Source organism: Actinosynnema sp. NPDC004786, assembly GCF_053601135.1.
Window position 1 is genome coordinate 32,833 of sequence record NZ_JBSGBG010000060.1, and the last position, 13,604, is coordinate 46,436.

General features: G+C 71.7%; 13 protein-coding genes. 9 read left to right on the top strand and 4 right to left on the bottom strand.

The window, feature by feature from the left end:
* Positions 1–6: 6 nt before the first annotated feature.
* Positions 7–924 carry an aldo/keto reductase gene (locus tag ACWEFJ_RS35190; protein WP_449716408.1) on the bottom strand — a complete coding sequence of 306 codons (918 nt, stop codon included), beginning with the start codon at positions 922–924 and terminating at the stop codon, positions 7–9.
* A gap of 53 nt (positions 925–977) precedes the next feature.
* Positions 978–1,901, bottom strand: coding sequence for a helix-turn-helix transcriptional regulator (locus tag ACWEFJ_RS35195; protein ID WP_449716395.1), 924 nt, complete (start codon positions 1,899–1,901; stop codon positions 978–980).
* A 166-nt stretch (positions 1,902–2,067) separates the two neighbouring features.
* On the opposite strand from ACWEFJ_RS35195, the gene ACWEFJ_RS35200 reads away from it, so the two are divergent.
* Complete coding sequence (locus ACWEFJ_RS35200; protein ID WP_449716396.1) at positions 2,068–3,576, top strand: MFS transporter; 1,509 nt, start codon at positions 2,068–2,070, stop codon at positions 3,574–3,576.
* A 52-nt stretch (positions 3,577–3,628) separates the two neighbouring features.
* On the opposite strand, the gene ACWEFJ_RS35205 is transcribed toward ACWEFJ_RS35200, so the two are convergent.
* A complete protein-coding gene (locus ACWEFJ_RS35205) occupies positions 3,629–4,039 on the bottom strand; it encodes a nuclear transport factor 2 family protein (protein ID WP_449716397.1) in 411 nt (136 codons plus the stop codon).
* Positions 4,036–4,479 carry a nuclear transport factor 2 family protein gene (locus ACWEFJ_RS35210; protein ID WP_449716398.1) on the bottom strand — a complete coding sequence of 148 codons (444 nt, stop codon included), beginning with the start codon at positions 4,477–4,479 and terminating at the stop codon, positions 4,036–4,038. Before ACWEFJ_RS35210 ends, ACWEFJ_RS35205 begins: the two co-directional genes overlap by 4 nt.
* Before the next feature lie 248 nt (positions 4,480–4,727).
* Between ACWEFJ_RS35210 and ACWEFJ_RS35215 the strand changes: the two genes are divergently transcribed.
* The 8 genes from ACWEFJ_RS35215 to ACWEFJ_RS35250 form a co-directional block, all read left to right on the top strand.
* On the top strand, positions 4,728–6,200 hold the full coding sequence (locus tag ACWEFJ_RS35215; RefSeq protein WP_449716399.1) for an FAD-dependent monooxygenase: 1,473 nt from the start codon (positions 4,728–4,730) through the stop codon (positions 6,198–6,200).
* A gap of 16 nt (positions 6,201–6,216) precedes the next feature.
* Positions 6,217–6,702: a VOC family protein gene (locus tag ACWEFJ_RS35220; RefSeq protein WP_449716400.1), complete on the top strand. Its 486-nt coding sequence runs from the start codon at positions 6,217–6,219 to the stop codon at positions 6,700–6,702.
* A gap of 24 nt (positions 6,703–6,726) precedes the next feature.
* On the top strand, positions 6,727–7,809 hold the full coding sequence (locus tag ACWEFJ_RS35225; protein ID WP_449716401.1) for an aldo/keto reductase: 1,083 nt from the start codon (positions 6,727–6,729) through the stop codon (positions 7,807–7,809).
* A 200-nt stretch (positions 7,810–8,009) separates the two neighbouring features.
* Positions 8,010–9,452: an ankyrin repeat domain-containing protein gene (locus ACWEFJ_RS35230; protein WP_449716402.1), complete on the top strand. Its 1,443-nt coding sequence runs from the start codon at positions 8,010–8,012 to the stop codon at positions 9,450–9,452.
* Positions 9,453–9,472: 20 nt separating this feature from the next.
* Positions 9,473–9,781: a muconolactone Delta-isomerase family protein gene (locus ACWEFJ_RS35235; protein WP_153278528.1), complete on the top strand. Its 309-nt coding sequence runs from the start codon at positions 9,473–9,475 to the stop codon at positions 9,779–9,781.
* Positions 9,782–9,798: 17 nt separating this feature from the next.
* Positions 9,799–10,479 carry an EthD domain-containing protein gene (locus ACWEFJ_RS35240; protein ID WP_449716403.1) on the top strand — a complete coding sequence of 227 codons (681 nt, stop codon included), beginning with the start codon at positions 9,799–9,801 and terminating at the stop codon, positions 10,477–10,479.
* Positions 10,480–10,515: 36 nt separating this feature from the next.
* Positions 10,516–12,474, top strand: coding sequence for an alpha-1,4-glucan--maltose-1-phosphate maltosyltransferase (locus tag ACWEFJ_RS35245; protein ID WP_449716404.1), 1,959 nt, complete (start codon positions 10,516–10,518; stop codon positions 12,472–12,474).
* A partial coding sequence (locus tag ACWEFJ_RS35250) for an alpha-amylase family glycosyl hydrolase (RefSeq protein WP_449716405.1) occupies positions 12,471–13,604 on the top strand: 1,134 nt, incomplete at its 3' end. The genes ACWEFJ_RS35245 and ACWEFJ_RS35250, both read left to right, overlap by 4 nt.

Sequence of the window (13,604 nt, forward strand, 5' to 3'; positions counted from 1 at the left end):
CGCCGCTCACACGTCGATGTTCGTCATCGCCTCGGGCCGGTAGCGGGGGCCGGCCACGGCGTCCGCGGGCACGGCCGCTTCGATCGCGGCCACCTGCTCGGCGGTCAGGGCGATGTCGCGCGCGGCGGCGTTCTCCTCCAGGTACCGACGGCGCTTCGTGCCCGGGATCGGCACGACGTCCGACCCCTGGTGGTGCAGCCACGCCAGGGCGAGCTGCCCGGCCGTGTGCCCCCAGGCCCGGCCCAGCTCCTCCAGGCCGCGCACCAGGTCCAGGTTGCGGGCCAGGTTGTCGTGGTCGAGCCGGGGTTGGCCGGTCGCGCGGAAGTCGCCCGGCTCGAAGTCGCCGGGAGCCCGGTAGCGCCCGGTGAGGAAACCGCGGCCGAGCGGGGAGTACGGCACCACGCCGACGCCCAGCTCGCGGCACGTCGGCACGACCTCGCGCTCGATGTCCCGCGACCACAGCGACCACTCGGTCTGCACCGCCGCGATCGGGTGGACGGCGTGCGCGCGCCGCAGCGTCGCCGCGCTGACCTCGGACAGGCCGAGGTGGCGCACCTTGCCCGCCGCCACGAGCTCGGCCATCGCGCCGACGGTCTCCTCCACCGGCGTGCCGAGGTCGACGCGGTGCAGGTAGTACAGGTCGACGTGGTCGACCCCGAGCCGCCGCAGCGAGGCGTCGCACGCCCGGCGGACGTAGGGCGCGTCGCCCCGGATGCGGTTCTCCTCGGGGTCGGCGCCGAACTTCGTGGCCAGCACGACCTCGTCGCGCCTGCCCCGGATCGCCCGGCCGACCAGCTCCTCGTTGAGGTACGGGCCGTAGACGTCGGCGGTGTCGAGGAAGGTCACGCCGAGGTCCAGCGCGCGGTGGACGGTCGCGATCGACTCCGCGTCGTCGCGCGAGCCGTAGTACGCGCTCATGCCCATGCACCCCAGCCCCTGCTCGCTCACGCGCAGGGCGCCCAGCCGCGCCACGGCCCTCACGCCCCGGGGTGCAGCGACTGCCGGGGCGAGGGCACCTCCGCCGAGGGCGCCTCGGGCGTCCGGGCGTCGGGCGTGCTCAGGTCGGCCAGCAGGCGCAGCGCGGCCTCCGACGGCGAACCGGGCTCGGCGTGGAACAGCGCCAGCCGCTGGCCGTCGTCGTCCGGCAGCACCAGCAGCTCGTTGGCCAGCGTCAGCGGGCCGACCAGCGGGTGGTGGAACTCGCGCGCGCTGTAGGCGCAGGTCTTGACCGCGTGGTTGTTCCACAGCGCGGTGAACTCCGGGCTCTTCATGCTCAGCTCGCCGACCAGCTCGGCCAGGCGCGCGTCGTCCTGGTACCGCCCGGCGACCAGGCGCAGGTCGTCCACGGTGTCGCGGCACTTGCGCTTCCAGTCCGGGTACAGCTCGCGGACGTGCGGGTCGAGGAACACCATCCGGGTGATGTTCGGGCGGTCCGCGGGGCGGTTCGGCGCGTCGAAGTCGAGGTGCCCGGCCAGCAGCGCGTGCGCGAGCCGGTTCCACACCAGCACGTCGGTCGACCGGCCGATCACCAGCGCGGGCACCCGCGCCGCGGTGAACGACTCCACCATCAGCGCGATCGACGGCCGGAGGCGTTCCGGCTGCCGCGTGCGGCGCCGGTTGCGGCGCGGGCCGCGGGCCAGGCGGTGCAGGTGGGCGTGGGCGTTCTCGTCCAGCTGGAGGACCCGCGCGACGGCGTCGAGCACCGCGTCGGACGCCCGGTCGGTGAGACCCTGCTCCAGCCGCGTGTAGTAGGCGACGCTCACGCCCGCGAGCTGCGCCACCTCCTCGCGCCGCAGCCCCGCGACCCGCCGGCGACCGTGGTTCACCAGCCCGAGCTGCTCTGGCCGCAACTGCGCGCGTCGGGAACGAAGGAACTCACCCAGGTTGTTGAGCCTTTCCACCACGCCATTGTCGCGCGGTTCCCCCTCGCGCGACTAACACTGGCAGTGCTACGAACCGGGGTCCTACCCATGAGGGTCCTACTCCGGACCGAGGTCTGGGCACACCCCCGCGCGCCGGCCATGATCGTTCCCGAAGCGAAACAGTCCAGGGAGGGCATGGCCAATCATGACCAGGAATACCGGCTTCGAGGCCGCGCCGGGTGAGGCGACGGCCGGCCTGGGCCTGCGAGGCTGGCTCACGCTGATCACGCTCTGCATGGCGCAGTTCATGATCGCGCTCGACTTCTCGATCGTCACGGTCGCCCTGCCCGCCATCGACCGCGGCCTCGGTTTCGGCGGCACGGCGGACCTCCAGTGGGTGATGACCGCGTTCATCCTGCCCACGGCGGGGTTCCTGCTGCTGTTCGGACGCGTGTCCGACCTGGTGGGCAGGCGTCCGCTGTTCATCCTCGGCCTGGTGATCGTGACGGCGTTCTCGATGGTCGCGGGCCTGGCCACGGCGCCGTGGGTGCTCATCGCGGCCCGCGCCGGGCAGGGCTTGGGCTCGGCGATGGTCGGCGCGACGGCGTTGGCGCTGCTGACCGCGTCGTTCCCGGAGGGGCCGCGGCGTGACAAGGCGTTGGGCGTCAGCGGCGCGTTGCTGTCGCTCGGGTTCGTCGTGGGCACCATCGCGGGCGGCATCATCACCAGCGGGCTGAGCTGGCGGTGGACCATGCTGATCCTGGTGATCATGGGTGTGGTCGTGCTGGTCGGCGCGGTGGCGTTGGTGGACGAGGACGGCGAGCGCGGTCGGGCGCGGCTGGACGTGCCCGGCGCGCTGCTGGCCACCGTCGGCCTGCTGGCGCTGGTCTACGGCATCTCCACGGTCGGCGAGTCCGGCTGGGGTTCACCGGCGGCGCTGGTGCCGCTGGTCGCCGCGGTGCTGCTGCTGGCCGGCTTCCTCGTGGTGGAGGGCAGGCAGGAGGCGCCGCTCGCGCCGCTGTCGATCCTCCGCAGGCGCACGGTGAAGTGGGGCGGCCTGACCGGTTTCATCACCTTCGGCATGTGCGGCGGCACGACCGTGCTGCTCAGCCTCTACATGCAGGAGGTGCTGCACTGGAGCCCGCTGGCCACCGGTGTCGGGTTCATCGTCGAAGGCGTCGCGGCGATGGTCTCGGGCAGCCTGGCGGCGCGGTTCATCAGCGGCGTCGGCACCCGGGCGGTCCTGATCATCGGCCTGCTGGTGCAGGGCCTGGGCACGGCGGCGATGCTGCTGCTGCCGCAGAACGGCGACCTGGTGCTGCTGCTCGTCACCAGCGCCGCGCTCGGTTTCGGCCACGTGCTCGCCGTCGTGTCGTTCATCGGCACGATGACCTCCGGCGTGCCCGACGAGCACACCGGCCTGGCCAGCGGTCTGGCGCAGACCGCGCAGCAGGTGGGCAGCGCGGTCGGCGTCGCGGTGCTGGCCGCGGTGGTGACCGCGAGCACCGCCCCGGTCGCCGCCTCGCCGGAGGCCGCCGCCCTCGGCGGCCTGCGGTCCGCCCTGCTCGTCGCGGCCGTCGTCACGCTCGCGGGCGTGCTGGTCGCGGCGGTGTTCCTGCGCAGGCCGCGGTCCGGCTCGGCGGGCACCACCGCCGACCGGGCGCGGTCCGCCGGCGAGGTCGCCTCATCCCGGTCCCCAGACGGGACGAGGTGACCGAGAGGAGCGGCCCGGGTCCGATCGACCCGGGCCGCTCCTCTTCGTCCTCTCAGCGCGTGACCTCGAAGCTGTCCGAGAAACCCAGCGGGCTGAACCACTCGGTGTAGCGGATGATCTTGCCGTCGGCGTCGAAGTCGAACAGGCCGATGCTGTCGTTCTCGTACTCGCCGCCGGCCAGCAGTCGGCCCACCGGGTGCCAGCGGGCGAACACGCGGTCGGCGCCGTGGACGGCGTGGATCTCCACGTTGGTGAACCGCATGTGCGAGTACGACTCGTGGATCTCGCGGTACAGGCGGCCGAGCTCGGCCTTCCCGCGCACCTCGGGCGGCAACACGTCCCCGTGGTAGGGGATGAATTGCACGCCGTCGTCGGCCCACAGGTCGAGCCAGCCGTCGAAGTCCTTCCGGCTCAACAGCTCGAAGTACCGGCGCATGGTGGCGACATTGCGTTCCGCGTTCACGACCTGGCTCCTTCCGCGGCGAACGCCTCGGCCACGCGCACCGGGTGGAAGTACTCGGTGAACATCGCGATGCGCCCGTCCGGGTCGAATTCGAACAAACCGACGTTCTCGTTGGCGTACTCGCGGCCGTCGGCCAGCTTGCCGCGCGGGTGCCACAGCGCGAGGACCTTGTCCGGGTCGTCGAGCGGCAGGATCTCCACGTCGGCGAACGCGAGTTCCGCGTAGCCGTCCGCCATGCCCTGGTACAGCTCCCGCACCTGGTCACGGCCCTCGACGCGGTCCGGGATGCCGCCCGCCGCGAACGGCATGACCTGCACGCAGCCGTCCGCCCAGAGCTCGATCCACGAGTCGACGTCGAGCGCGGCGAGGCGCTCGAAATACGTTTCCAGGGTCGCGGCGTTGCGCGCCCGGCGGTCCTCGTCGGATAACTCGGTGCTCATTTCCCGTGCCTTTCTTCGAAGTGGTGGCACACGATGTGGATCGAATGTAGGGCCGGCACCGGGCGCGCCGGGAGGACCGTGTGACACGGGTTCCCGGACTCCGTCAAGTCGGCGCTGCTCCTGGTTTTCCGAGTCGATGTGTTCAGTCGTCCTTGTCGCGGTTCCCGACGGCCTCGGACACTGGTCCGGCGATCGTCCGCCCGATTTTCGGAGGAGCGGACCCGGAATTCACACCGGGGAGAGGACCCATGAGCAGTGACCCGGGCAAGCGCGGCTTGCCGAGCAGCACCGACGTCCTGGTCGTCGGCGGCGGGCCGACCGGTCTGGCCCTGTCGCTGGCGCTGACCCGCCTGGGCGTCGACCACGTCGTGGTCGAGCGGCAGCTCGCGCCGTCGCCCAACTCGCGGGCCGCCGCCCTGCACGCCCGGACCCTGGAGTCGCTGTCCGCCGTGGACGTGGCCGACGAGCTGGTGGCCGCCGGGCGCCCGGGTCGGTCGTTCGCGGCCCGCGACGGCGACCGCGTCCTGCTCGAAACCCCGTTCCACGAGCTGGACACGCCCTACCCGTTCGTCCTGGCCATCCCGCAGGAGACCACCGAGCGCATCCTGGACGCCAAGCTCGCCGAGGTCGGCGGCCACGTCCACCGCGGCTGGACCGTGGTGGACGTCAAGGAGCAGTACCCCGGCGCGATGGCCATGGTCACCGACGACGACACGGGCGAGGTCAGGGCCATCCGCGCCCGCTACGTCGTCGGCTGCGACGGCCTGCACAGCGTCGTCCGGCACCGCGCCGGCATCGCGTTCGAGGGCCACGAGCGCCCGCACAACTTCGCCCTGATCGAGTTCGTCATGGACTGGGCGGGCCCGGAGGGGGAGATCAGCTTCTTCTTCTCGCCCGCCGGCCTCGCCGCCATCTCCCACCTGCCGGGCCGGCTGTACCGGATGGTGGCGCTGGTCGAGGACGACACGCCACCACCGGACCTGGCCGCCGTGCAGGAGATGCTGGACGCGCGCGGACCCGCCGCGGCGGGCGCGAAGGTCGAGTCGCTGGAGATGGTGTCGATCTGGCGCGTGCGGCACCGGCTGGCCGAGGCGTTCGGCAAGGGTCCGTTCTTCCTCGTCGGCGACGCCGCGCACGTGCACAGCCCGGTCGGCGCGCAGGGCCTGAACACCGGGATCCAGGACGCGTTGAACCTCGCCTGGAAGCTCGCCGCCGTGCTCGACGGCTCGGCCGGCCCCGCCCTGCTGGACACCTACGACGGCGAGCGGCGGCCGATGGCGCAGGGCCTGCTGTCGTTCACCGCGCAGCTGCACGACGTCTCGACGATGAGCAACCCCGACAGCATCCACCTGCGCAACCGGATGCTCGGCGTGCTGGGCGAGCTGCCGGAGTTCTCCGGCTGGCTCGCCCGGCGCCTGGCCCAGCTCGCCATCAGCTACGGCGGCGGCGACGGCGGACCCTCGCCCGCGGTCGGCGACCGCATGCCGCCCCGGCCCGGCATGGCCGACGGGATCGGCTGGTCGGTCGTGCTGCCGTCCGAGGAGGGCGCCGTGGCCGTCAAGGAGGCCGCGGCGCGCGGTCGCACGCCGATCGCGGTGGCCGTCGACCCCGACCTGCCGCACGCCGTGCTGGTCCGACCGGACGGGCACGTCGCCCTGACCGCCCCCGCCGCCGAGGCTGCCGAACTGCCCGCCCGGCTCACCGCCTGGCTGAACCGCTGATCCCACTGGAGGACAGATGAGCCCCGTGTCCATCCGCCCGCCCGGCGCCGCGACGTTGATGCACGTCGCGGTCTTCTGCCCGGACGTGGACGAGTCGATCCGCTTCTACCGCGAGGCCCTCGGCTTCTCGCGCACCTACGAGTGGACCAAGACCTACACGGAGACCGGCAAGACCGTCTACAGCGGACGCGGCGTCTACATCGAACTGGAGGGCCAGACCTACCTGGAGCTGTTCCCCGGCGGCGAGGCCGACCGCGACTCCTCGGCCGGTCCCGTGCACCACATCGGACTCGCCGTGTCCAGTGTGGACGAGTCGTACGAGCGCTGCCTGGCCGCGGGCGCGCAGCCGTTCGGCTTCGACGACTGGTCGGGCGAGCCCACGACGGTCACGATCAACGGCGACCCGGAGATGCTGGTCCGCGTCGCGTTCGTCCGCGGCCCCGCCGGCGAGCTGATCGAGCTCTACGAGCAATACAGCCCCGTCATCGCCACTGAGCGGTAGATCCCTCACACACCAGGAGGTCCCATGCGTTACACGGTGCTCGGCCGGAGCGGGTTGCGCGTCTCGGAGCTCGCGCTCGGCACGGTCACCTTCGGCGAGGACTGGGGGTGGGGCGCGCCGAAGGACACCAGCGCGCGCATCCTCGACCTCTACGAGGAGGCGGGCGGCAACTTCGTCGACACCGCCGACCACTACACCGGCGGCACGTCCGAGGAGTACCTCGGCGACATGCTGCGCGGCGACCGCCGCGACCGGTTCGTCATCGGCACGAAGTTCACCCTCCAGACCGACCTGGGCGACGTGAACTCGGCGGGCAACAGCCGCAAGAACCTCGTCTCGTCCATCGAGGCCAGCCTGCGGCGCCTGAAGACCGACCGCATCGACCTGCTGTGGGTGCACGCCCACGACACGCTCATGCCCGTGCCCGAGCTGATGCGCGCCCTGGACGACCAGGTGCGACTGGGCAAGGTGCTGCACGTCGGCGCGTCCAACTGGCCGGCGTGGGAGGTGGCGCAGGCCAACACGCTGGCCGAGTTGCGCGGCTGGTCGCCGTTCGTCGGCCTCCAGATCCGGTACAACCTGCTGGAGCGCGCCGCCGAGCGCGACCTGCTGCCCATGGCGCGCCAGTTCGACATCCCGGTGCTGGCGTGGGGCGCCCTCGCCGAGGGCAGGCTCACCGGCAAGTACCTCGACGGCAGCGGCCGGGGCCGGCTGACCGTGCAGCCGCGCGAGCACAGCATGGCGGGCGGTGACGACCTGGTGGTCGAGGTCGGCAAGGTCGCGGCCGAGCGCGGCTGGACGTCCGCGCAGGTCGCCCTGGCCTGGGTGCGGAGCAGGCCCGGCGTGGTGATCCCGCTGCTGGGCGCCACCAAGGTCGAGCAGCTGCGCGACAACCTCGGCTGCACCGACGTCGTGCTGACCGACGACCAGGTCGCACGCCTGGAGCGCGCGGCGGCGTTCGAGCCGGGCTACCCGCACGACCTGTTGCGCCAGGACATCACCGTGCGCGACATGTACGGCGTCCAGTGGGAGTCCATCGAGGACCGTCGCACCACCGTGCGACGCGGTGTCGCCGACACGCGCTATTCACCGCTGCCCTGGGCCTGAGCCCTTTCGGAGAACGGACCCGCCGCGACGCCCGCGGCGGGTCCGTTCGGCTGTCCGCACATTGTCGAAGAATCGCCGACTGCACGGAAATCCGCCTATTGCCGGCAGTGCCCGGGGTGTGCGCCGGAATCGTTGTCCGGTGTGCCGGCCGCTGGTTCCATCGGTAAGGCGAGACCGTGCGACGAAAAGGAGATCCTGCTGTGGTGGAAACCGCACGCACCCGCGAGATCGTGACCAGGCTGTTCGCCGACATCCAGTCCGGCAACCTCGACGGCGTGCTCGCCGCCCTGGGTGAGGACATCGTCTTCGACCTGCCCGGCAACGAGTTCAACACCGTCGTCCCCAATCTGAAGACGTGGCGCGGCAAGGACGGCGTGACCGAGGCGTTCCGGTTGCGCACGCTCGACACCGAGATCCTGGACTTCGAGCAGCGCGACCTGGTGGTCGAAGGTGACAAGGCCTTCGTGCTCAATTACCAGAAGATCGGCCACAAGCACACCGGGATGGCGGTGGAGTTCGAATTCACCATGCGCCTCACGGTCGGCGAGGACGGTCTGGTGCACGAGTGGCGCGCGTTCTTCGACTCCGCGCCCGAGATCGCGCTGTTCCGCTCCGACATCGACGAGCGGCTGCTCGCCGCGGTCCGCGCGGGCGACGACGAGCGGGTCCGCACCCTGCTGCGCGACGGCGCCGACCCCAACCGCCGCGAGGCGTCGACCGGGCTGACCCCGTTGCAGGTGGCGGCGGGCCTGGGTCGGGCGGGCGCCGTGTCGGCACTGCTCGCCGGCGGCGCCGACGTCCACGGCGTGGACACCCGCGCTGGCTGCACGGCCCTGCACAAGGCGGTGCAGAACGGCGACCTGGCCACCGTGCGCGCGCTGGTCGAGGCGGGCGCGTTCGTCGACGCGGTGGCGCCGACCACCGGCCACACCGCGCTGATGGACGCCCTCTGGTACAAGCACCCGGAGGTCGTGGGCTACCTGCTCGACCAGGGCGCGGGCGTGAACCTGTCGACGCACTACGGCTTCTCCATGAAGGAGCACTTCGAGTTCGAGTTGAACGTCAACTCGCTGGGCAAGGAGAAGCTGCTCGCAGCCGAGCAGCTGCTCAAGGGCCGGGAGGGCGAGGACGAGCGCCGCATCGCCGAGCAGCGGTTGATGGCGGCCACCGCCGCGGGCGACGCCGAGGAGGTGCGGCGACTGCTGGCCGAGGGCGCCGAGGTCGATGCCCGCTACCCGGTGCGCAACGGCTTCAACGACCTGCACACCCCGCTGCTGGTGGCCTCCCGCGACGGCCACCTGGAGATCGTGCGCCGGTTGCTGGCCGCAGGCGCCGACGTCAACGCCACCGAGCCGACCTTCGGCGCGTGCCCGCTGCACAAGGCCGTCTACAACGGCCACGAGCAGATCACCGCGCTGCTGGTCACCGCCCCCGGTGTGGACCTGGACTTCCAGGGGGCCACCAACGGCTACACGCCGCTGCACGACGCGCTGTGGCACGGCTACGACGAGTGCGCCCGCACCCTGCTCGACGCCGGCGCGCGCACCGACCTGGTCGGCCACGACGGCAAGACGCCGCTGGACGTCGCCCTGGACGTGTTCGACCCCGACCACCCGATCATCGAGCGGCTGCGCGCCGCCTGACCACGCCGGGAGCAGACGCCATGCTGTTCTACGTCCAGATGCGCTGGAACCACGAGGGCCGCATCACGCTCGACGAGCTGTGGGAGATCGAGCAGGAGGAAGCGGTCCACGCCAAGGAGACCCTGGACTCGGGCTTCGCCGTGGGCCTGTGGAAGGTGGCCGCGCAGAAGCGCGTCATCGGCATCATCGACGCGCCCAGCGCCGAGGAGCTGGACCGCACCGCGCTCGGCCGGCTGCCCATGCGCGAGTACCTGGAGTTCGAAGAGGTCTGGCCGCTGCGCGACTACCTCGGGTTCGCCGAGGACGTCCTCAAGCGCTACCAGGTCTGACACCGAGGGAGGAAGCCATGATCCACCAGCTCATCTTCGCCTACCCCAAGCCGGGCATGACCGAGCGGGAGTTCCAGCGCTACTGGCTGGAGGAGCACGCCGTCCGGTACGCGAGCAAGATCCCGCAGATCCGGCGGTACAAGATCGACACCCGGATCCCGCTGCGCGGTGACGACGCCGAGCCGCTGTGGAGCGGCATCGCCGAGATCTGGCTGCGCCCCGAGGAGCAGATCGAGTCGTTGCAGACGCCGGAGTTCCTGGAGGGCGCGCGGCTCGACGAGCCGAAGTGGGCCGCGTTCTGGCGCACGCTCGTCCTCGACACCGACGCCCACCAGGTCGTGGAACCGCCGCGCGCCGAGGGCGTGAAGATCGTGCGGCTCGTCAAGCGCCGCGAGGGCCTGCCGCTGGCGGCGTTCCGGGAGCAGAGCCTGGGCAAGCACGCGGAGCTGGTGGCCGAGGTGCCGGGCCTGCGGGGCTACCTGCAGAACCACGTGGTGGACGGCGCGTACGGCATCGGTGAGGCCACCCTCGACGCGGCCTACCAGCTGTGGTTCGAGGACACCGACGCGCTGGCCGCGGCGCTGGCGTCGCCGGAGTTCCGGCGCGCCGAGGAGGAGCTGCGCTCGATCGTCCAGGAGCGCTACCTGCACGAGATGGTCGTCCGGGAGCACTGGGTGATCGGGCCGGAAGCCCGGTAGGCCGTTCCCGCAGTCGTGGTCGAGGAGGAACCAGTCATGCAGCGGATCGCGGTGGAGGACGTCCGGCCGGCGGTCTCCGGGGGTTTGCGGCCCGCGAAAGCGGTCGTGGGCGAGCACGTGCCGGTGTCGGCGACCGTGTGGCGCGAGGGGCACCAGGCGGTCGCTGCCGAGGTGGTGTGGTCCGGGCCGGCGGACGCCGAGCCGCGGCGGACCCGGATGGAACCGCGCCCGGACAACCGCTGGGAGGCCACCATCGCACCCGACCGGCCGGGCGGGTGGACGTTCCGCGTGGAGGCGTGGGGCGATCCTTGGGCGACGTGGCGGCGTGCGGTGGAGGCGAAGCTGGCGGCAGGCGTCTCGCCCGACGAACTGGACCTCGACCTGGAGGAGGGTGCGCGGCTGCTGGAACGGGCAGCCGCGCACCCCGACCAGTCCCCGGCCGACGACGTGCGCCGCGGGCGGTTGCTCGAAGCCGCCGAGCGGTTGCGGCGCAAGGATCTGCTCCTGGCCGACCGGGTGGCGCCGGCCCTGGCCGAGCCGGTGCACGGGCACATGACCGCCCGGCCGGTCCGCGAGCTGGTCACCCCGGGCACGCCGCACCGGTTGCTGGTCGAGCGCGAACGCGCCCTGGTCGGGTCCTGGTACGAGCTGTTCCCGCGCTCCACCGGCGGCCTCGGGGCTGACGGGCGGCCGGTGCACGGGACGTTCGCCACCGCGGCGGTGGAGTTGGAGCGTGTCGCCGCCATGGGGTTCGACGTTGTCTACCTGCCCCCGATCCACCCGATCGGCCGCACGAAGCGCAAGGGGCCCAACAACAATCCCGTGAGCGGGCCGGGTGACGTCGGCTCGCCGTGGGCGATCGGCGCGGACGAGGGCGGGCACGACGCGGTCCACCCCGACCTGGGCACGATCGAGGACTTCGACGCGTTCGTGGCCCGCGCCCGGGAACTCGGCCTGGAGGTGGCGCTCGACCTGGCGCTCCAGTGCTCGCCGGACCACCCGTGGGTGCGCGAGCACCCGGAGTGGTTCAGCCACCGGTCCGACGGGTCGATCGCCACGGCCGAGAACCCGCCCAAGCGCTACGAGGACATCTACCCGCTGAACTTCGACAACGACCCGGCCGGCCTGTACGCCGAGGTCCTGCGCGTCGTGCTGCACTGGGTCGACCACGGGGTCCGGATCTTCCGGGTCGACAACCCGCACACCAAACCGCCGGACTTCTGGGCGTGGCTGATCGCCCGGGTCCACCGCACCCACCCCGACGTCGTGTTCCTCGCCGAGGCGTTCACCAACCCCGCCCGGCTCTACGGCCTGGCACGGCGCGGGTTCAGCCAGTCCTACACCTACTTCACCTGGCGCACCGGCAAGTCCGAGCTGTCCGACTTCGGCCGCGACCTGGTCGCCCACGCCGACGAGGCCCGCCCGAACCTGTTCGTCAACACCCCGGACATCCTGCCGGAGCACCTCCAGTCCGGACGGCCCGCGGTGTTCGCGATCCGGGCGGCGCTCGCCGCGACGATGGCGCCGACGTGGGGCGTGTACTCGGGCTTCGAGCTGTACGAGCACCGGCCGCTGCGCCCCGGCGGCGAGGAGTACCTGGACTCGGAGAAGTACCAGGTCGTCCACCGCGACTTCGACCGCGACGGCACGCTCGCGCCGTGGCTCACCCGGCTCAACGAGGTCCGCCGCGCCCACCCGGCGCTGCGGGACCTGCGCACGCTGCGGTTCCACGACGTGGACAACGACGCGTTGATCGCCTACTCCAAGACCGCGCCGGGCGACGTCGTCCTGGTCGTGGTGACGCTCGACCCGACCCGCCCGCAGGAGGGCACGGTGACCTGGCGGCTCGACGAACTCGGCCTGCCCGACGGGTTCGCCGCGCACGACCGGGTGACCGGGCAGGTGTTCCGCTGGTCCGGGCGGACCTACGTGCGGCTCGACCCGAACCAGGCGGTGGCGCACATCGCCACCGCGTCCCGGGAGGTGCGCCCGTGACCACCGCCGCGTCCGGCGACCCGATCAGCGCGAGACCGGCCCGCGACGAGCCCGAGTGGTTCAAGCGCGCGGTGTTCTACGAGGTCCTGGTGCGGGCCTTCGCCGACTCGGACGGCAACGGCGTCGGCGACCTCGAAGGGCTCACCGGCAGGCTGGACTACCTCCAGTGGCTGGGGGTGGACTGCCTGTGGCTGCCGCCGTTCTACGACTCGCCGCTGCGGGACGGCGGCTACGACATCAGCGACTTCCGGCGGGTGCTCCCCGAGTTCGGCACGGTGCAGGACTTCGTGCACCTGCTGGACGAGGCGCACCGCCGCGGCATCCGGGTGATCACCGACCTGGTGCTCAACCACACCAGCGACGCCCACCCCTGGTTCCAGCAGTCGCGCACCGACCCCGAAGGCCCGTACGGCGACTTCTACGTCTGGAACGACGACGATCGCAAGTACGCCGACGCGCGCGTCATCTTCGTCGACACCGAGACCTCGAACTGGACCTACGACCCGGTGCGCGGGCAGTTCTACTGGCACCGGTTCTTCTCGCACCAGCCGGACCTGAACTACGAGAACCCGGCCGTGCAGGAGGCGATGCTCGACGTCCTGCGGTTCTGGCTCGACCTGGGCATCGACGGCTTCCGGCTCGACGCCGTGCCCTACCTGTTCGAGGAAGAGGGCACCAACTGCGAGAACCTGCCGAAGACGCACGAGTTCCTCAAGCGCTGCCGGAAGGTCGTGGACGAGGAGTACCACGACCGGGTGCTGCTGGCGGAGGCCAACCAGTGGCCCACCGACGTGGTGCAGTACCTGGGCGACCCGGCCGTGGGCGGCGACGAGTGCCACATGGCGTTCCACTTCCCGTTGATGCCCAGGCTGTTCATGGCCGTGCGGCGGGAGAACCGGTTCCCCATCACGGAGATCCTGGCGCAGACGCCGTCGATCCCGTCAGGAACGCAGTGGGGCATCTTCCTGCGCAACCACGACGAGCTGACGCTGGAGATGGTCACCGACGAAGAGCGCGACTACATGTACGCGGAGTACGCCAAGGACCCGCGGATGAAGGCAAACATCGGCATCAGACGGCGCCTGGCCCCGCTGCTGGAGAACGACCGCAACCAGCAGGAGCTGTTCACC